Source organism: Cedecea lapagei, from assembly GCF_900635955.1.
Lineage (GTDB): Bacteria > Pseudomonadota > Gammaproteobacteria > Enterobacterales > Enterobacteriaceae > Cedecea > Cedecea lapagei.
The window spans coordinates 2090329-2107108 of record NZ_LR134201.1; the positions used below are offsets into that span (position 1 = coordinate 2090329).

General features: G+C 51.9%; 17 protein-coding genes and 1 pseudogene. All 18 read right to left on the reverse strand.

The genetic code is table 11. The annotated features are described in order from the left end of the window. Positions 1 to 202: 202 nt before the first annotated feature. The 18 genes and pseudogenes from EL098_RS10130 to EL098_RS10215 all read right to left on the reverse strand — a co-directional run bounded on the left by EL098_RS10130 (position 203) and on the right by EL098_RS10215 (position 16780). Positions 203 to 3955 carry a phage tail protein gene (locus EL098_RS10130; protein ID WP_126356102.1) on the reverse strand — a complete coding sequence of 1251 codons (3753 nt, stop codon included), beginning with the start codon at positions 3953 to 3955 and terminating at the stop codon, positions 203 to 205. 41 nt (positions 3956 to 3996) lie between these two features. Beyond that, positions 3997 to 4521, reverse strand: coding sequence for a tail assembly protein (locus tag EL098_RS10135; protein ID WP_126356103.1), 525 nt, complete (start codon positions 4519 to 4521; stop codon positions 3997 to 3999). Next, positions 4464 to 5183 (reverse strand): C40 family peptidase, encoded by a 720-nt coding sequence (locus EL098_RS10140; RefSeq protein WP_126356104.1) that lies wholly within the window; start codon positions 5181 to 5183, stop codon positions 4464 to 4466. Before EL098_RS10140 ends, EL098_RS10135 begins: the two co-directional genes overlap by 58 nt. Then, positions 5183 to 5888: pseudogene (locus tag EL098_RS10145) on the reverse strand (phage minor tail protein L). The gene EL098_RS10140 and the pseudogene EL098_RS10145 overlap by 1 nt, the downstream one beginning before the upstream one ends. A gap of 34 nt (positions 5889 to 5922) precedes the next feature. Next, complete coding sequence (locus EL098_RS10150; RefSeq protein ID WP_126356105.1) at positions 5923 to 6273, reverse strand: phage tail protein; 351 nt, start codon at positions 6271 to 6273, stop codon at positions 5923 to 5925. After that, on the reverse strand, positions 6273 to 9662 hold the full coding sequence (locus tag EL098_RS10155) for a tape measure protein (RefSeq protein WP_126356106.1): 3390 nt from the start codon (positions 9660 to 9662) through the stop codon (positions 6273 to 6275). Before EL098_RS10155 ends, EL098_RS10150 begins: the two co-directional genes overlap by 1 nt. 59 nt (positions 9663 to 9721) lie before the next feature. After that, positions 9722 to 10105 carry a hypothetical protein gene (locus EL098_RS10160; RefSeq protein WP_126356107.1) on the reverse strand — a complete coding sequence of 128 codons (384 nt, stop codon included), beginning with the start codon at positions 10103 to 10105 and terminating at the stop codon, positions 9722 to 9724. A gap of 71 nt (positions 10106 to 10176) precedes the next feature. Next, positions 10177 to 10851, reverse strand: coding sequence for a DUF6246 family protein (locus EL098_RS10165; protein WP_126356108.1), 675 nt, complete (start codon positions 10849 to 10851; stop codon positions 10177 to 10179). A gap of 49 nt (positions 10852 to 10900) precedes the next feature. Then, positions 10901 to 11641 carry a phage tail tube protein gene (locus EL098_RS10170; RefSeq protein ID WP_126356109.1) on the reverse strand — a complete coding sequence of 247 codons (741 nt, stop codon included), beginning with the start codon at positions 11639 to 11641 and terminating at the stop codon, positions 10901 to 10903. Positions 11642 to 11706: 65 nt separating this feature from the next. Next, positions 11707 to 12099: a phage tail termination protein gene (locus EL098_RS10175; protein WP_126356110.1), complete on the reverse strand. Its 393-nt coding sequence runs from the start codon at positions 12097 to 12099 to the stop codon at positions 11707 to 11709. After that, positions 12096 to 12494 (reverse strand): HK97-gp10 family putative phage morphogenesis protein, encoded by a 399-nt coding sequence (locus tag EL098_RS10180; protein ID WP_126356111.1) that lies wholly within the window; start codon positions 12492 to 12494, stop codon positions 12096 to 12098. The genes EL098_RS10175 and EL098_RS10180 overlap by 4 nt, the downstream gene beginning before the upstream one ends. Position 12495: 1 nt before the next feature. After that, complete coding sequence (locus EL098_RS10185; RefSeq protein ID WP_126356112.1) at positions 12496 to 12843, reverse strand: hypothetical protein; 348 nt, start codon at positions 12841 to 12843, stop codon at positions 12496 to 12498. A gap of 186 nt (positions 12844 to 13029) precedes the next feature. Next, on the reverse strand, positions 13030 to 13200 hold the full coding sequence (locus EL098_RS10190; RefSeq protein WP_126356113.1) for a DUF551 domain-containing protein: 171 nt from the start codon (positions 13198 to 13200) through the stop codon (positions 13030 to 13032). Further along, positions 13197 to 13598, reverse strand: a complete 402-nt coding sequence (locus EL098_RS10195) for a DUF7370 family protein (protein WP_126356114.1) — start codon at positions 13596 to 13598, stop codon at positions 13197 to 13199. The genes EL098_RS10190 and EL098_RS10195 overlap by 4 nt, the downstream gene beginning before the upstream one ends. 59 nt (positions 13599 to 13657) lie before the next feature. Then, positions 13658 to 13948 carry a hypothetical protein gene (locus EL098_RS10200; protein ID WP_126356115.1) on the reverse strand — a complete coding sequence of 97 codons (291 nt, stop codon included), beginning with the start codon at positions 13946 to 13948 and terminating at the stop codon, positions 13658 to 13660. Between the two features lie 9 nt (positions 13949 to 13957). Next, a complete protein-coding gene (locus EL098_RS10205; RefSeq protein ID WP_126356116.1) occupies positions 13958 to 15034 on the reverse strand; it encodes a major capsid protein in 1077 nt (358 codons plus the stop codon). A gap of 19 nt (positions 15035 to 15053) precedes the next feature. Beyond that, positions 15054 to 15506 carry a gp53 minor capsid family protein gene (locus EL098_RS10210; RefSeq protein ID WP_126356117.1) on the reverse strand — a complete coding sequence of 151 codons (453 nt, stop codon included), beginning with the start codon at positions 15504 to 15506 and terminating at the stop codon, positions 15054 to 15056. Continuing rightward, positions 15506 to 16780: a hypothetical protein gene (locus tag EL098_RS10215; RefSeq protein WP_126356118.1), complete on the reverse strand. Its 1275-nt coding sequence runs from the start codon at positions 16778 to 16780 to the stop codon at positions 15506 to 15508. The genes EL098_RS10210 and EL098_RS10215 overlap by 1 nt, the downstream gene beginning before the upstream one ends.

A 16780-nucleotide genomic window follows, 5' to 3' on the forward strand; every position in this document is an offset into this window, starting at 1 on the left:
TTTGTTATTCTCCTGCCAATGCCAACTGAACTTCCAGCAAGGCTTTGAGTAAATCCAATCTTGTAACCATCTGGGACCTGAAATTGATATGTCCCAGAAGTTTGCCCTGATGACAAAGATATCATCCCAAGGACGGAAACAGGCCTAACTCCGTAATTATTAGGCCTGCCATTGCCATCCCATGTTTGCACACCCCACTGCATCAAAATACCCCCGTTATTAGCCCGTGCTGATACCTCAAGACGCCATTTTCGTCCCTGACGCTAGTGGTTATATTTGTCTGCTTCATCGCCCCCTTACCATCAGTGCCAAAGTTCTGCATAGTCCCATCCTTGCCCCACTTCCATCCCGAAACGCCAGCGACATAATTGCTAGATTGCAGAGTGTCGGTGATTTTTGCAAAGTCGATGCTGGCATTGCGGAAGAATGCGTCGTTAATAAATACCTGGCCGTTCTGAATAACAAACGGTAAAGAAACAGTCCCGCCAACCTGGCTCATAATTGCAAACCTGTCAGCCAGCGCGATTATTTGTGACTGCGTAATACCGGACTCGTTGCCAATACCGATCCCGATTCCGGCCATGTACGAGTGGCCATTTGCATCCACAGCGACCTTAATCGTGCGCGATGCATTTAAATTACCGTTGATATCGGCAATGATTTTGGAGTTGTCTGAAATTACAGCCTGTTGCCCCTCGACAGTGACAGTGAGTGAGTTAATTTTCGTCGCTGATACCTGGGAGTAATCAGCCATGACCTGCGCGAAGTCCGTAGAATTAGCGCTCCCGCCACCCGCGCTCGCATCCAGCGTTTTAAGCGACTCAGCAACGGCTTTGCTGGCATCGGCCATCACGTTATCGACGCGCTCAATCCCAGCTTTGTTATCGCCGTATTGCACGCTCATCGTCGTGCGCATATTGACCTGAGCAAGAGTGTTAGTGATAAGCGCGATGGCATTATTCTGGGCGCCGGCAGAGCCTCGTTCGGTCTGGGCTGCAAGCTCACTCAGTCGGGATGACATTGCAGAATCCAGGGTTGTCACCGCCTGATCCAGCTCAGTTATAGACGCGGTATTTTCAGCCCCCACCGCAGCCGCGGCGTCGGCTTTGTCAGACACTACTTTCGTTGCCGCAGTGAGCTGATTAACCGCTGTCGCTCGAGCTTCCTTCTCATCTGCAATGGCCTGGCGAACCTCAGTTACTCCAGCGGAATTTTGCTCTGTCTCAGCCTCAAGTCGCTTCACATCAGTTACGCGAGCTTCCGTCTCGTTCGCAATGACTTCGCGCAGCTGCTCGAACGTAGCTGAGTTAGCGCCGTTCTGAGCTGTCTGGCGGGTGACAACGTCTGCAATTGCCATCGCGTTGTGGATGATGGCTTCTGCTGTCTGCTTGTTTGAGCCCACCGCTGCCGCAAGGCCATCGGCGTTATCCTTTATCGCCCCCGCCAGCTCCGCTATCTTCTCACTACTATCGACAGCGTTTTCGATTAAGTCTTTGAAAACGTCAGACTCTTCTATTTCCTTAAGGATTTGATCCGTGATTTCTCCAAAGTCATCCTCTGGCTTTCCTTCAGCCTGGATAAACCCAGACACACCAAATGCGTTGCGAGTCCTGACATACACGTAATAGGTGTGGTCGACTTTTAACTGGCCTATGGTCCACTGGAAACCTCGGCCAAGGAACTGAGCCTTATCTTCAATTTCATTGAAGTCTGATATTGGAGTTTCGCCTGAATACCAGAACTCAAAGCTTGTATCTGAGGAAAGGGTTACCGCCACCACAGGTATGATGGTTGCCTGGAGTACTGCAGGAACCCACCGCACAGAACTTGGCGCAACCGGAGAGCCAATAACAAGACTCACCTGTGTTTCAGCGCCCTTCATTCCGTTGTCGTTGCGGCCACGAACACCCAACGAGTAGCGCCCTGCATCTATCCCGTAAAACTCATAACGGAACTGTTCTGTTTCGTACTGCGATACAACCTTCCCATCTTCGGTGTATACGGTCAGCTCGAAGGTGATTTTGCGCGTTGTGGTCGCCGTCTCCCAGGTGGCAGTAACCTGAACTGTCTCTGAATTGGTGTTGATAATGCGCAGGTTTTCGATGTTCGGGACGCGATAACCATTTAGGGTATCATTCGGTATCTCGAAGACTGCACCTTCATCAACAACGGCCTGCTTATTTGGGTCGTGAAGCCCTGCAGTTATGCTGTAGACGGAGTTGTTTTCTGTCTCTGCAACGCCAAGGATTTTCCACAGTCGCGTTTTGACTTTCGCTGTTGAGATAACGAATACAGTGCCGTCTTTAACCCACGCAGGAACGGTGCGAAGCGTGATTTTATCGCCGGACACGCTGGCAATTTCGTACTTAACCAACTTCCCGTTGCTTCCCATAATGGACATGCCATCACCAGAGCTAGCAAGCTCAGATACATCAGCGTCGACGGTAATGGTAGAGCCAGAGTGAGATATGATACGACCACCGAGACGCGCTGCAGCGTGGTTGTTATCCATTACCTCAACAATGTCACCTGGCGTGAAAGCGATAGCATCACGGGCCATCTGGAACGTTACGCGCTTGTTCTCGCGCTTTGCCGTTTCCAGCAACCACTTACCAGCCCGCCACGCCTGGCCGCGAGATGTCGCACCGAATGCCTCAATGGTTGTTTCGTTGTACTTCCCACTTTGGCTTATCAACGTGTCGTCCGATACGTATTCCTTTGCGTCCTGCCAGCCGTTATTTGGATCGGTCCATGAAACCACAACAGCGTTATATCTCTCAGACTGTTTCACTGAGCTATAGCTGAATTTCCCATCCACTACGTTAGCGTTACTGATAGCTGCTATCGGGTCTTGAGGGGCGTCAAGCATCACGGTTAGGCGCATGCCATCCCACAGCGCAACGCCGCGAAACATCCCGGCAATCTTATCCAGTATTTCTCGAGCGCTGGATTGTTCTGTGATGTAGGCATTGAGAATATGACGCGGCTCTTTACCGCCATACCCATCGTTTACCAGCTGGTCGCAGTATTGGGAAAGGATATAGAGCGAACCGTCATCAACATCGATGTAGCCTGCCCGGCGAGCCAGGCCGAATCGATTGTTTGTCACTAGCGCCCTGAAAAGCCAGGCTGGGTTATTCGTCCATGCCTTCTTGAAGCCGCCAAGCCACAGGCCGGTATAAGTTCGAGAAACCGGATCGTAATTATCCGGAACATCAACAATCAGCCCGCGCAAATGATAAGTGCGCGTCGGAGTGTCGGTGTACTGGTCGCGGTCAATGACGGCTCCAACTACCGCACTAAAAGGATAAGATAGGTTGTCGTCAGTGATTTCAGTATAACTATTCCATACGGTTCCGTTGCTCAACAGGTCACTGGTGCTGTCTGGTGTAATACGGCGAACACGAATATCAAATGGTTTCGCTTCCGGCGCATCTATCACATGCGCCTCCAGGTATTCACCGGAAATCTTGTTAGGACCAATGGTTACTGTTTTAACTGGCTGGAAAGCGCTGTTACCGGTGCGTACGTCAATGGACATGGAAACTGATGTGTTCTTCTGGTTTCCCTTAGTGTCCTGCTCCACAAGGCTACGCACGCCGATATTCAGACGAACCCTTGTCACATCAACATCAGAAACAGTCCTTACCAGCGGCGTATTAAAAGTGACATCGTTGTTGACGATGGTTGTCGCCTCAATCGCCGAAAAACCATTAATCGGAGACTGAGTTTCAGAGCCTGGCCGCCATGCCACACTTACGCCGTTGATGTTGGTGTCGCCATTAACACTGGTTACCGGCGTCTTGTTAAGCAGGAAGGACGAAAGATGGCTTTGGTCTACAGGCCCGTATATTGGCCCCTCGCTGATAAGGTCGAGCACCTTCAGGAATTGCTTTGAGCGCAGGTTATCGTTAATGAGTGTTGGTGTTGAAGCCTTGCCGCCGCCTGATGACATCGCGTTCTCCGGAAATAAAAAAGCCACCCGGAGGTGGCCTGTTAGCTAATCGACTCTTGCCAGTCCATATTGTTTGTCGTGTCTATCCCGAGGGATATGACATTACTGCCGACGACCATTTCTCCAAGAAGGATTGGAACTGGCCTACCCTGTCCTATTCGGTTTTCAGCGCTGGTAAATGAGTTGTTTGTGATGCTGTTTGTTTGCGCAGCCTCTGCTGAAGTTCTGTTTTTCAGGTTTCTCGCCATATAAACCGAATAGGCAACCGAAGCCACGGTAACGGCCACAAGAACCCACGCGGCCACTCCAATGGCTGACCCTTCAATTACTGGCACAAATAGAACTGTCGAGCCTGGCTTCAGTTCTCTGTCCATCTGCCAGTCTATCGAATCCTCAGATATCTCCTCCCCAGCTAGACGCAACCTCACTCGTGTTTTCATAAGGTCTTTCTTAAGCTCCGGGCATTGGGCAATCAGAAGCCTTAGCCCTTGGGCGGGAGTGAAAACGTTCATAGTGATTTGGCGGAAATGTCTTCGTAAATTCCCCGCAAATCTAAAGATGAGCATTGGTGATGTCTCCATATGGAATGTGTTTGCCGCATGTACGCAAGTCTGTAGGGCTCACTCCGACTGATATACCCCTGGCAATCGTGATGAAGAACCCTTCCATCGCCAAGATAAATCATCGCGTGACAAGGATCGCAACCGGGAAATGGAACCCGGATGATGATATCGCCTGCCTGAATATCTTCTGCAGCCACCGCGATAAACCCGTTAACTTCGAGGTTTTTAAGGTATAGGTTCTCGCCTCGCAGCCACCACCCGTTAGTGCGCTCGAAGTCTGGCAAATCAATTCCGCACAGGTGGTAAGCATCCCTGAAGATGGAATAGCAATCAGATGTCCCGTGCTCGAACTTACGCCCCAGCAGGTGCGGCACCGGCCTGAACTTCATTAGTCGGCCATTGGCTGCCAGCCACCATTCAAGCCCCGTCGCCAGTTGAGCTCGACGGTCATTAGCTGAAAGCACCGGGCCGCCTGCCGGATGCGAGTGAATTACTGCGGTTACTTCACCTTCATCTTCTGCTGCCAGCCAGTCATAATCATTGATGCGGAACTGGTTATGCGGCTCGGGATGTGCGTTACGACAGCGAAAAAGGCGATTGCCGTCGATGATCAGACCGCACACTTCATCCTGCGACGTTGCCGCATAGTCGATACACTCTTGCATCAGGAAACCTTCTGAGAGCCAGGGAAACTGCTGATTGGCATTGGTTCGGGGCGTTTGAATCGCATCCTGCAACCAGATCGACGGTGAGAGCACCGGTCACGGTTCGGGTCGATTGTTGGACTGTCTCGCTCATCTGCTACTGGCGGCCCGTCATAGCGACAGCCTTCCCCCCCGGTACACCCACTGACACACGTCAGCCAGAATTGTCCGCGCCGGGATAATTGCGTTATCGCAGTCAACAGGAGTGGCCAGTGAGTAAGTGACCTGCTCAAATGTCTCTTCGGTCATCTCTTCCACGATGTAGCGGGATACTGCCTCCTTTGTGGGGTCGGCATCAGGGTTGCCGTTCGGGAAGTTAACCGCGTCAAGATGTTTAACCGGAACCTGGCGGCGGGTAATGACGACTCCTAGCATGTCGTCAAAGTCGCTGTTAATACCCGTTATAAGGCCAGAAACGTTTGCCACTGCCATCGTTGGCCGCGCATACGTCCCTTCGTTTTTCATCTCAAAGCCTTCGACTGCTATCGGGTAAGCCGGGTATGCCCGCCCCTTCCAGATTACGTCAGTGTAGAAGCCATTCGCTCCTGAATGGAAGCGAACAACGTCGCCGCCATAAGGCTGCAGGTCTGCCTCAAACAGGTCGATAAACGCGCCAACGCCAGCGTCAACGCTCTCAATAATTAATTCTGCTGGTATGTCGCGCACGGATAACTCCCATTAAAAAGCCACCCTGAGGTGGCTATCGTGGTACCTGTTCAAATGTGGCCGTAAGTTCGTAGTGTGGCCCGGTCTTTGTGGTGCTCCACGACCGGCACACAAACAGTAGTTGCACTCCAGTGTCAGATGGCGTCCAGTAGAACGCCTCCACAGACATTCTGGCTTTCAGGAAGACATCGACAGCCTTAGCGATGTTAGCTCTACCGCACAGGCCATCAGTTCCTTTGAAGGTCAGCGAGTAGCTATCCATTAAAGGATTGATGCCTTTTACCTGCCGCTGCTCATAACCGTCGCCAAGCTTAACCACTGCAACGTTTGGCTGCCTGCTGACGGTGTAGCCTCGCTCAGGCTTCCAGGTGAATATCTCAGGCATTATCTGCTCCTCTGCAGTAGTCCGTTTGGCCGCTGCTGGTCGCGTATGGTGTTAAGGCTGACTTGCTTCATCATGGTGGACATCTTCGCCATTGTCGCGTCATCAATGCCGCCTGTGGTGTTTATTTCGAAGGTGATGTGCTGAACGATGCTATTTACCTCTCCGCCTCCGCCCTGCATATCCTTATTGCTGATCACCTTCCCGTTATCGCCAGGAATCATGTACTGCTTACCGGAGTTGGCCTGGTAAATCTCAGGCATGCCACCCTCACCTACGCGATACATTTCACCGGCAGATACCGGGCCGCCATTTTTACGGGCTCCGGCCACTGCCATACCTTTGGCAGCGAGAAGAGAGCCACTATAAGCGGCTTGGCCTACACCCGCCGCGCTTCCCATTGTTGCTATGGATGCGCTCACTGCGGCTGGAGCCCATGCAGATGCTGCTAAAGTAGCCTGTGCGGTGGTTGATGCTAGTGCGGCTGTTGCGGCTGCCTGCCCCATTACCTGAGCTTTCACCCACTCGATACCCATCTGAACGAAACTACTTATGACGCTGTTCAGGATGGTTGTGCCGATGTTTGCGAATGCCTCCTGCAGGCTTTGAGTCCCGTTGATAAGTCCTGTGAGAGCACTGGATGCGCCACTTTGAAGGCCATCAAGAGAGGCTGCCAGCAGTTCGTTTGATTGGCTCTGATTGCGGAAAATCTCCCACTGAGCATCAAGTCGCTGCTGCTCGTATTGCCGGTCAGCGGCATTCCTTAGCTCTAGCGCCTGTTGATGAGAAATAACCCCTTGTTGTTCAAACTGCTGGATAAGAGCCAGCTTGCGGGCGTTCTCGTTAGCCAACTGCTGAACCGGATCAACCGACCCTGCTGCCTCCTGCTGTGGGCTAACAATCGCATCAGATCGTATCTTCGCGAGATTGGCCTGGTGCTGTTGCTCTGCTCTCTCAGTGGCCTGATTGAACTCGTCCTGAGTTATCTTCTTAGCGTCGAGAGCTGTCTTTAGGTCTTTAGTCTCTTGCGTGTAGCGAGTTGATTCCTGTCGCTCCGGGATAAGCTTCTCGGCTGCCGCCTGGGCTTTAATTGCGTTAGCCGTATCCCATATTTCTGCTGCATAATCTCCGGCTTGTTTCTTCTGAGCTTCGGTAGCACCTTTACCGAGGGAAAGCTGAGCATTCAGGATTGTCTGCTCTCTGCTTAGCTCTTTCGTGGATTCAGCTGCTAGTTCCGACTTGCTTTTTAAATCTGAAAGCTTCTGAGCTGCTGATTCGGCCTGAGATGCTGACTTTTTACCTTCACTCTTCGCTTCCTTCTGAGCCTTGGTGTTCTTCTCAGTTTGGGCGTAACGATCCTGGAGTTGCTTTGTAACAGGGTCATTAGCAGTCAGCCCAACATCTTCAGCGTCATACTGAGCCTGTAATCTTGCTCTGGCCTCACCCTCAAGTTTTGATAGAGCAAGGCGGCGCTCTGCGTTCTGAATCAGCTTCTTGGCTTCTGGTGATGGCTCTGGCTCTGCCGCTTTTCCAGATTCAGAAGCTTTTTTATTTAAAGAGTCCAGCGTCTGCATAGTTGCAGCCATTGCCGCAATCGCCGCCTCACTCGCATTTGGGATTTTTGTTCTCAGATTGTTTGCAAGAACATCAAACGCAGCATCAGACTCCTTGGCCTTGGTGTTGAGCTGGTCCTGAATTTCAGACTGCTGCCCAAGCGTCTTATTCAGCTTATCTGTCGCATCACTTAGATCTCTTTTCCTCTGACTCAGAGTAAAGAACCATTTGTTAGCGTTTTTTACATATCCGTTGTTGTTGTCTTGCTCCACGCCAAATTGTTTAGCAAGCGCGTTGTATTTCTCATACTCAGTCTGAGCCTCTTCCACCGATTGATTGAGATCGTCAATCGCATCCCTTTGAGCTGATATCGACTTAGCAATATCACCCAAAGTCCCTTGCAGTTGAACCTGGTTCATCTCTCTCATTTTGGCAATTACACCATCGAGAGAGTCTGCGAAGTTAATGGATTCCTCTTTTGCCTGCTTGGCCTGCTGCCAGAAATAGAATATCGCTGATGCTGCCAGCATTGCAGCACCGGCAGGGCCACCGATGAACGCAAGAGCGTTTCTCGCAAGAGTTGCCGATACCGCATAGGATTTATTCAGATTTGTCGCCAGCTCAGTGGCGGCTGCCAGCCTTGCTTTTGCTGCGGTAGCTGCGTTATCTGCAGCAGTGATCTTCTGCTGAATGGCTGCGTATTCGGCCTGATAACTGACAGCAAGACCGTATTGCTTGTTAATGGCTGACTGCGTGGCTAACTGCCTAGCCTTTGCCTGCTCAGAAGCTATCGTTGCCTGGGCGTTTTTTATTTCAGCCTGAGCGCTTGCAATAGCCGCCTGGGTTGCCCTTATTTCCTCATCTCTCTGCTTAATAGTTGCAACGGCGTGAGTTACCTTGGCTTGAGTGGCCGCAGCTAATGATCCGACATACCGGCTGGCAATTACAGCCGAGAATACCGTAATTGCAGCAGTCGTTGCGTCTACCAGATTCTTCATCCCATCTTCGTTATCACTGAAGGAAAGGATTGCATCTGCAGCACTGATAAGACCGTTAGTGAATGACTGTAGAGCCCCTGTCTGATTTTCTGCAGCAACGAGAACAGCTGTGATTGCTGTCTTAATTCTCACGCTGGCATCGGTGAGGTTATTGGACATCCCCTTTGCTGATTCAGCGTTTGCATCAAGAGATTGCTTAAGGCCTTCTGTAAGTTGTTTTGCTGAGAGCTTCCCTGCAGCACCAAGCGCTCGAACATCAGCAGCTGACTTGTTGCTAGCGCTGGCAATATCTTCAATCACGCTTGGTATTGCTGATGTAATGGATTCCCACTGATCAGCAGAAACCTTTCCGGTATTAATAGACTTTGTGAAAGCGTTAATTGCTGAGCTGGCCCGGTCGGCACTGGCGGCGTTTTTAACAAATGCATAGGACATTGAGTCCTGAACATCGATTGCCTGCTGAGTTGAATATCCCATGCTGCGAAGGCCATCAGCACTGCGGATGTAAAGTTCTTGCGCTTCTGATAGCGAACGGAAAGTGCCATTAGCAGTTTTCAGCAGGCGCTTTTGCACCATGTCGAATTCTTCGGTACTGGCGGTAGCCATGCGGACGCGATCAGCCATTTCCTGGTACTTCTGCACCATGCTAGCCATTTCACGCAGCGCGGAAGACGCAATAACGAGCTTAATGGTAGATGATAGGCGACTCAGACTGGTGTTTAGCGTGTCAGAGTTTTTTGATAGGGAATCCAGCTCACCCTTCGTCTTTCTGACTGACGCGATCAGATTTCCTGTTTCAAGATCTACTTCATAGTAGATACCACCCAAATCTTGAGCCATTTGCTATCTCCAAGCATAAAAAAACCCCGCCGAAGCGAGGTCTATGAATTAACTGTTTGCTACACGCCATCTTCCCCACACGTACCCTTATACAAATTCATGGTGTCCGGCTTTTCGGTGGAAAAGACCTTCTTATCTACCACTGTGTAGGTTACGCCTTTGGAGAAGACACCCTTTGACTTCATGCTTATTGCTATGAAGAAAGGTGAATATCCGGCATATGCGCCGTAACTGTTTTTGGCATTGACGTTTCCGCATACGAACCCACCAACAAGACCATCCTTCTCGCCCTGCTGTATGAAGCGCATGTGTCTGAATTTTGCGCTCTCAGGGTCTTTCATGTCGGAAGATACTTCTTTTTGTGCCAACTCTATCGCTTTATCAGCGCCCGGCTTACAACCAGTTAAAGCAATAAGTGCCAAAACCAGAAGATACTTTTTCACATCCCTATCCCCGCAAGTAAAAGTAAGGAAATGTTAGCAGAAGAGTTGCGCAAGGCAATGCAAAATAACCGTCATGCGGCCTTATCCAGCTTGCGTTGCTTCTTCGCGAAATAGTCATCAACAACGGCGTTGTACTCTTCTTTCGTGAAGCCCTTCTGCTCAGGATATTTGGTGTTTAGCAGTAACTGGAATTCTGTCATGGTCAGCTTCATGGCTTCGTCTTTCGAGATGCCGAAATGCGAGCGGGCAGCATTGATGTACTCGACAGCGTGAAACTCTCGCGTCATCTGGCCTGATTCGTTGCGCTGCAGCTTGCGCACCTTAGCTTTGCCGATAATTCCGTGGGTGATGAGCGAACTGGCTATCATCACCATCTCTTCAAACGACATCGCTCCGGGCATCCAGATTAATTCTCCGGGACGGCTACGGCTTGGCACCATAGCACCGGTTAGCGCTGAGCAGTCATCTTCACAACAAGCCTGCAGGATGTTAATCGCTGCGCCAATTGTCCTATCAGCAAATCCCGGCTTACTGACGTATTCCATAAGCCACGCAGGAACACTCCCGTAAGCCTCATAGGCGCGAGCAAATAACGGTGACACTGCGTCATGGTTTAAATCGTAAAAAGCCTGCACAATCTCTGCTGGAGAGCCTATGCGCGTCATTGCGGCGAAGGACGGTCGAAAGAAGTATTCGCGGCGGCCTGCGCCAATAAGGAACTCGCCAAGTTCAGTTAAAGGTGTCATTGCTCCCCCATAATTAATATCGAGGGCTCACATGAACCCTCTGTATTAATTACGCAGTCACGGTGATAGCTGCGGTGTCGGTCTTCGCGCCGTCCGCAGTGGTCGCAGTGATGGTCACGGTGCCTGCGGCTACGCCAGTCACCAGGCCGGTATTGCTTACCGTTGCTTTTGTAGCATCGGAGGATGACCAGGTTACAGCTTTGTCGGTGGCATCGACCGGTGCGATGGTTGCATTCAGTTGGCGAGTTGCCCCCACAGCAATAGATGCCGTCTTAGGTGCTACGGTAACGCCGGTCACCGGAACGTCATCAGCAACGTCAGTCACCCGTACGGTAGAGCCGTCAGACACTTTGAACTCAGTGGACAGGGTAACGATGTCATCGGTGCCGCCGTCATTGCTGAGCGCGGTGATAACCATATATGCCTGAATCTGGATTTGCCCCATAGTGAAGCGAACCCATACAGTAGGCTGGCGACCAGCATTAATTTCACCAAAGAAATACTTGATGAACTTATACACGCCGTACTGATCGGAGCGATCGTTTACGCGCACTTCACCCTCAAAAGGAATTGTGAGATCGCTTGAAGTAACGATGTTTTCCACCCAGCCCTTGGTGTCATCAGCAGATGATGTCGTTGTGTTTGGTGAAGCATCGAACGTCTTGGATGTGCCTGGCATCAGAAGCTTGAACTCTTCTTCTGTAGGCACGGTATCGGCGCAACCGTCAGCCACTTCCAGAATGACGGCGCGGCCAAAGAGTTTTGTGTTATCGGTCTGACAATTTGCCATGTCTTAGGCCTCTTATGAGCATAAAAAAAGGCCGCACATAGCGACCTGGTTGATTTGGTGTTTGTTTAATCGCTGCCGTAGAGACAGGCGAACATGAGGCGGTAAACGAGACGCCTATCTGTTGTGAGAACTGGCGCTGGTACGCCGCCGAGATTAGTTATCTGGCCGAGGCATTTGCTGACCAATGGATTTTCCCTCACGAACTCGATGATGCGGTTAACGGTGTCGTCTGCGTCCTGGTACTTCTCTTTGCCGACTGCGGAAATGACATCCACCATAACGTAGTAATCGCCACCAATATCCTTATCGATATTTGAGCCGCCAGAAGGCCGAAACACTATGAATTTATCAATCTTATTCCCGGTGTCAGTCCATGCCAGTGTTTGCGGAGTGAACTCGCCAATTAGCTCTTTTTCCATAAAGACATCACGCACCCGCTTGTACATTGGAGGTGTCATAGGCTCAGCTCCTTACGGATAATGGCGGACACCTTGTCGGCGTTATCCTTGAATGCCTTCTCAAGGAATTTTGGTTCGCCTGATGGGTCCCAATGGTTTCCGCTGCCGTTAGCTCTCGGCCTGCCTTTTAGCTTACCCGATGCCTCATGAACGTAAACCGCATAGTTGGCAGAGTATCCGACGCGACCGGTTACGCGCGTACCGTTGACCAGCAACTCCTGATACTGCGAGTTCACCAGATAAGAGGTGTCTATGGGGGTCATGGTTGCCGCATCTGCGCCAATGATGAATAGCGCTGACTTGATAGCCCGGCCAACTTTCCTACCCTGCACTTCACCGAGTAGAGCATCCAGTTTCTGCTTGGCCTGGCTGACGCCTTTTACTTTAACGCCCATATCAAGCTCCGGTCAGAATTGCATAGTCATCGGCTGTGCGCTCAAAGGTGTCGGCATATCGGATAACCTGCATCACTTCATCGGCCCCGGCATTAATCGGGTCTGCATCAGTCGATGAGCCAATCAGGATGTAGTCACCGCGCTTTGCCTCTGCGAACTCAGTCCAGAAGGTGTTTTTAACAGTGATTTCCGTCCCGATGCTGCCGATTTTCGCCGACAGGCCGCCCTGATAGTCAGCCATGATAGTTTCTGGAGCTGACCAGCCTAATGGATCACCATTCTCAGCAAAGCCGAGGTTTCGCCAGATTGTGCATGGAGCGGTGTAGCTCCAGTTAGCAACACTGCTCATTCTTCCGTCCTTCAAGTATCGGGTTGAAAGACATCCTTGATGGAGGTATAGCCTTTTTACGGCCATCAATGCGAATGGACATCTGTCCTGACCTCGCCTCCACGCTTACCATTGAGCATGGATAACATGCCTCAATAACCCTACCTGAACAGATTTCAATTGTGCTTACAGACCAGCCGATAACCTTCATTCTCGCCACCTTAGCACCTTCGCACCAGTCGCCCGGATTTTCTCGCAGTTGATGAACCACTCGCCGTCACTTTTGACGTAGCCGGTAGTCTGCCGGCCGGTGTCGGTCATCACCCACACGCGCATGAATGACTCAGGCATTCTCTGCTTTATGGATATCCACATCATCGACTCCCATTGCACATGCATCCTCCCTTCCCAATCCAGATGCCAGCAAAGGCCTTCTTGGTTGGGTCGGGTGGGATGAGGCCATTGGCGCAGCCGAATTTATCCAGGCCGCGAAGCAGCGCCGTAGCGCCAGACCACCGATCGCCGAACGACTGATAACGGAATGACCTTGAGGCACCAGATGGGGCTGATTGACTGGATAAATACTTATCCCCCTGTCCCAGCCCCATCAGTCCTAACAGGTACATCTGAATAAGCAGCGCGGTGGCCGCAGGATAATGAGCGTCCAGGCACTCCTGAATACTGTTCGCCTGCTCAACGAGAGCCAAGAGGATGAAGTCAGGCAACTCAATCCCTTGCCCGGTCAGATATTCTTTGGCTTGCTCAAGAGTAACCATGACTCCCCCGGTAAAAGGCCCTGCCTAAACAGGGCGTAAAAAAACCGCTTTCGCGGCGGTTATTCTGTTGGGAAGAGCTTTTCAAGCTCGCCTTCTGGCAGCAACTCAGAAAGCTTTTCAGCACCGAGGTTTCCTTTGAACTCGATACCGAGATCAGTCAGGCGACCGGCGATGATTTCTTTCCGCGACTTGTTTTCTGTCCCAGCCGATGGAGTTGCCGGTTTCAACTCGGCAGCTTCGCCTTTGAGAGGACGAACGTTTGGCTGAAGCGCAGTATGCAACTCTTCAATTTCCACGACATCACCCAGCTTCACACCGTGCCATGCGCGGATAACTTCGTACTTAGCCATATAGCCTCCTTAAGCCAGGTTGGCACCGTAAAGAACACCGGACAAGCCTTCTCCATCGCGCTTAACCTGCAAACCCATCGCAGACATGATCTGGAAGTTGTAGTTCGACTGTGGCATCGGGCGCGGCAGCGGAACAACACCGGTAGCCATGCCAACCAGCGGGGTAACCACGTCCTGACGACGCTGATAGGCAATGAACTCGTTACCTTTCAGCGCAAAGGTAGGCTTGATAACGCCAACCGGCGCGAACGGCAGAACAGCTTGCTGGACAGTGCCGGTAACAGCGCCGTTAACAACATATGGCTGCATCAGGTTTGCCCAGATTTCCTGAGATACCCAAAGCACATCGTAAACGGCCACTTTGTTGTTGCGAGCCGTCTGACCGAATGCGCCTTTGCCGAAGAAGTTGATCAGCTCAATAGCTGTTGCCTGCGTCAGGTCAATATTGACACCTCCAGCGCCTGCACCGAGGTTAATCTTCACGGTGTTACGGTGGTTCTTCAGGCCTTGAGCCTTGTAGCCCTGCACTGAGATTTTGGCGTCACCGTTCAACGTGAAGTTGACGATCTTCTTGTTGAACTGGCGCATCTTCGCAGTCTGCGAGTCCAGTACCAGGTCAATGCCGACAGTCTGCAGGCCAGCAGCGTGACGCCAGTTAACACCGTAACCGGCAGTGAATACCGGAATCGGGTCGCCATCGCTGTCGTACTCAGTGTGGTCGAAGGAGTATGGCGGCTGGCCGTCCATACTAATGCTCACGTCATCAGCGATATCGCCGACGAAGTTATACAGCTTGGCGGTCTTGCCGATTGGCAGCACGGTCTGAACGCCCATCAGGTCGTTAACGATTTCCATGCCGACTTCCTGATCGCGCAACTGGATAATCTGGCGGTCAATTTCAGCCCAGAAGTCACGAGTCAGGCCGCCGACTGCGTTAGCAGCCAGCATTTCATTGGTCATGTAAGAGCGGTTAGCTGCAATCATGCCATCGTTCTGAGCGTTCCAGATGTTGCGGTTAGCCCACAGCTCTGCCCAATGACCTTGCAGACGGCTGTTAACTGCCAGCGTTTCGGGAGTGAAAAACATGTGTTATGTCCTCTTGTTATTATGCGCTGGCGGCGGCAACGGTGCCGACACGGAAACGAACGCGGATGAAGTCGGTGGAGCTTGCGGCGATAGTCGCCTCGTCCTGAGAGTAGCCAATCACCGAATCAGTGTCGGCAGTCGCCAGAGTGAATTGCCCGTTGGTGCCGAGCTTGATCGGGCTGTCTTTCTTGTACGCACCAGGTGCACAAAGCACGGCCAGTTCGCGGCCTTCTTCGACATAGTTGCCGATAGCGGAGTCGCCAGCAGGAACAGCCTCGCGAATGTTGAGCCCCTGGTGATATGCCACATCGATGACATACACACGTCCTTTCAGCGCGGTAGCCTGTGCGAACTGGTTGCTTGCGTTGATGGTTGCCAGAGTGCCGGGCAGAAGTGCAGCGGCGGCAATGCGGGTTTCGGTCTTGTACAGAGACTGACCGTCGATATTAACGCGACGATAGCGGCTAGCCATTATTGAGCGCCTCCGAAGTAGGTTTTGAAGTCTGGAGCACCGGCTTCCTGCTGGCTTTGAGCGGAGTTCCCCGCCAGCGGAGCGGCCGAGCCAAGGGATTTAAACATCGCGTCCAGTGGTTCACCGGAAAGCGCGTTAGCAACGATTTCACCGTGAACCTTCGCCACCGCTTCGCGCTTAGTCTTCTCTTCAGCGCGGGAGTTGGCGGTCAGGGTTTCGGCCAGTTGGTTGTGGTTGGTTTGCAGGGCGTCAACTTTGTCAGTGATTGGCTTCAGCGCGTCTGCGAGATTTGCTGCCAGGCCTTTACCGATTTCAGTGATCAGCTCTTGTTTCTCTTCTGTGGTTAAAGGCATGTCGCCCTCCGTTTTGTGGTTGGTTGCAGGTTTCCCCTGCCATGTGAAAAGTGATTTGAATTTGTTTGCGGCGATTTCCACCCATGACTCCTGGCGGGCAACTGATGTGCCGCTGTCGTCAATGGTGATTTTCCCGCCATCGCTGGAGTAGCCGAATACCTCTGCCTTACCGCCGTTGCGCACAATGACGACTTGCGAATCGGTGAAGTCAGCAACCCAGGCGTAATCTTCTGGTCCGGATGCAAACTTGTCGCGAACGGCACGGTCCAGGCGGCTTTCTCGCTCGCGGTAGGATTCACCTACCAGCGCTCCTGAGTTCGCCTTGATTGGCATTGCCAGGTCTGCGTTAACCATCAGTCCAACACCTTGCTCAGGAGTGGCCGCGCCGACCTCATGCAGCAGGATTGCGTCATGATCCATCGAATGAATCTTTGCTACCCAGTTAGCACCGAGCGCCTTTTGCTGCTCATTAGCCTCAAGCTCTTCGAGAAACACGGCCACGCTGGTATGAATCGGTGGCACATCCTCGCCACGCTGAATTGCCTCTACGCGCTCAAGAAGCTCTCGCCCCTGTTCTGACTGATTGGCAACTACCGTATCGACCCACTTCTCGACGTAGACACGGTTACCAGCCTTCTTGGCGTTGCGGTTCCATGCGCCGATGTGACCCTGATTGATACCCTCAGGGCTGAATGCAGAGACGAACTGACCGTTTACCTGCGGGTGACCAAGAGGCGCCAGGGTGCCATCCAGCCCCTGATAGTGGGCGTCAATTTCCTCTGCCGGGTACAGGCCGCCGTTCATCACAACGTTGGCAGGCAGGGTATAGCTCGGTAGCACCCAATGCTCACGCCCGTTGTAGACCTCTTTGCGGATAGACTGATTGTTAACTTTGGTGGTGACGTTTACTTGCATTGTCAT

What these genes read in the sequence shown, in the direction of transcription:
- EL098_RS10130 (WP_126356102.1), bottom strand. Translation starts at nt 3,955, where the DNA reads ATGTCATCAGGCGGCGGCAAGGCTTCAACACCAACACTCATTAACGAT.
- EL098_RS10135 (WP_126356103.1), bottom strand. Translation starts at nt 4,521, where the DNA reads ATGCTCATCTTTAGATTTGCGGGGAATTTACGAAGACATTTCCGCCAA.
- EL098_RS10140 (WP_126356104.1), bottom strand. Translation starts at nt 5,183, where the DNA reads ATGCAAGAGTGTATCGACTATGCGGCAACGTCGCAGGATGAAGTGTGC.
- EL098_RS10150 (WP_126356105.1), bottom strand. Translation starts at nt 6,273, where the DNA reads ATGCCTGAGATATTCACCTGGAAGCCTGAGCGAGGCTACACCGTCAGC.
- EL098_RS10155 (WP_126356106.1), bottom strand. Translation starts at nt 9,662, where the DNA reads ATGGCTCAAGATTTGGGTGGTATCTACTATGAAGTAGATCTTGAAACA.
- EL098_RS10165 (WP_126356108.1), bottom strand. Translation starts at nt 10,851, where the DNA reads ATGACACCTTTAACTGAACTTGGCGAGTTCCTTATTGGCGCAGGCCGC.
- EL098_RS10170 (WP_126356109.1), bottom strand. Translation starts at nt 11,641, where the DNA reads ATGGCAAATTGTCAGACCGATAACACAAAACTCTTTGGCCGCGCCGTC.
- EL098_RS10175 (WP_126356110.1), bottom strand. Translation starts at nt 12,099, where the DNA reads ATGACACCTCCAATGTACAAGCGGGTGCGTGATGTCTTTATGGAAAAA.
- EL098_RS10180 (WP_126356111.1), bottom strand. Translation starts at nt 12,494, where the DNA reads ATGGGCGTTAAAGTAAAAGGCGTCAGCCAGGCCAAGCAGAAACTGGAT.
- EL098_RS10185 (WP_126356112.1), bottom strand. Translation starts at nt 12,843, where the DNA reads ATGAGCAGTGTTGCTAACTGGAGCTACACCGCTCCATGCACAATCTGG.
- EL098_RS10190 (WP_126356113.1), bottom strand. Translation starts at nt 13,200, where the DNA reads ATGATGTGGATATCCATAAAGCAGAGAATGCCTGAGTCATTCATGCGC.
- EL098_RS10195 (WP_126356114.1), bottom strand. Translation starts at nt 13,598, where the DNA reads ATGGTTACTCTTGAGCAAGCCAAAGAATATCTGACCGGGCAAGGGATT.
- EL098_RS10200 (WP_126356115.1), bottom strand. Translation starts at nt 13,948, where the DNA reads ATGGCTAAGTACGAAGTTATCCGCGCATGGCACGGTGTGAAGCTGGGT.
- EL098_RS10205 (WP_126356116.1), bottom strand. Translation starts at nt 15,034, where the DNA reads ATGTTTTTCACTCCCGAAACGCTGGCAGTTAACAGCCGTCTGCAAGGT.
- EL098_RS10210 (WP_126356117.1), bottom strand. Translation starts at nt 15,506, where the DNA reads ATGGCTAGCCGCTATCGTCGCGTTAATATCGACGGTCAGTCTCTGTAC.
- EL098_RS10215 (WP_126356118.1), bottom strand. Translation starts at nt 16,780, where the DNA reads ATGACAATGCAAGTAAACGTCACCACCAAAGTTAACAATCAGTCTATC.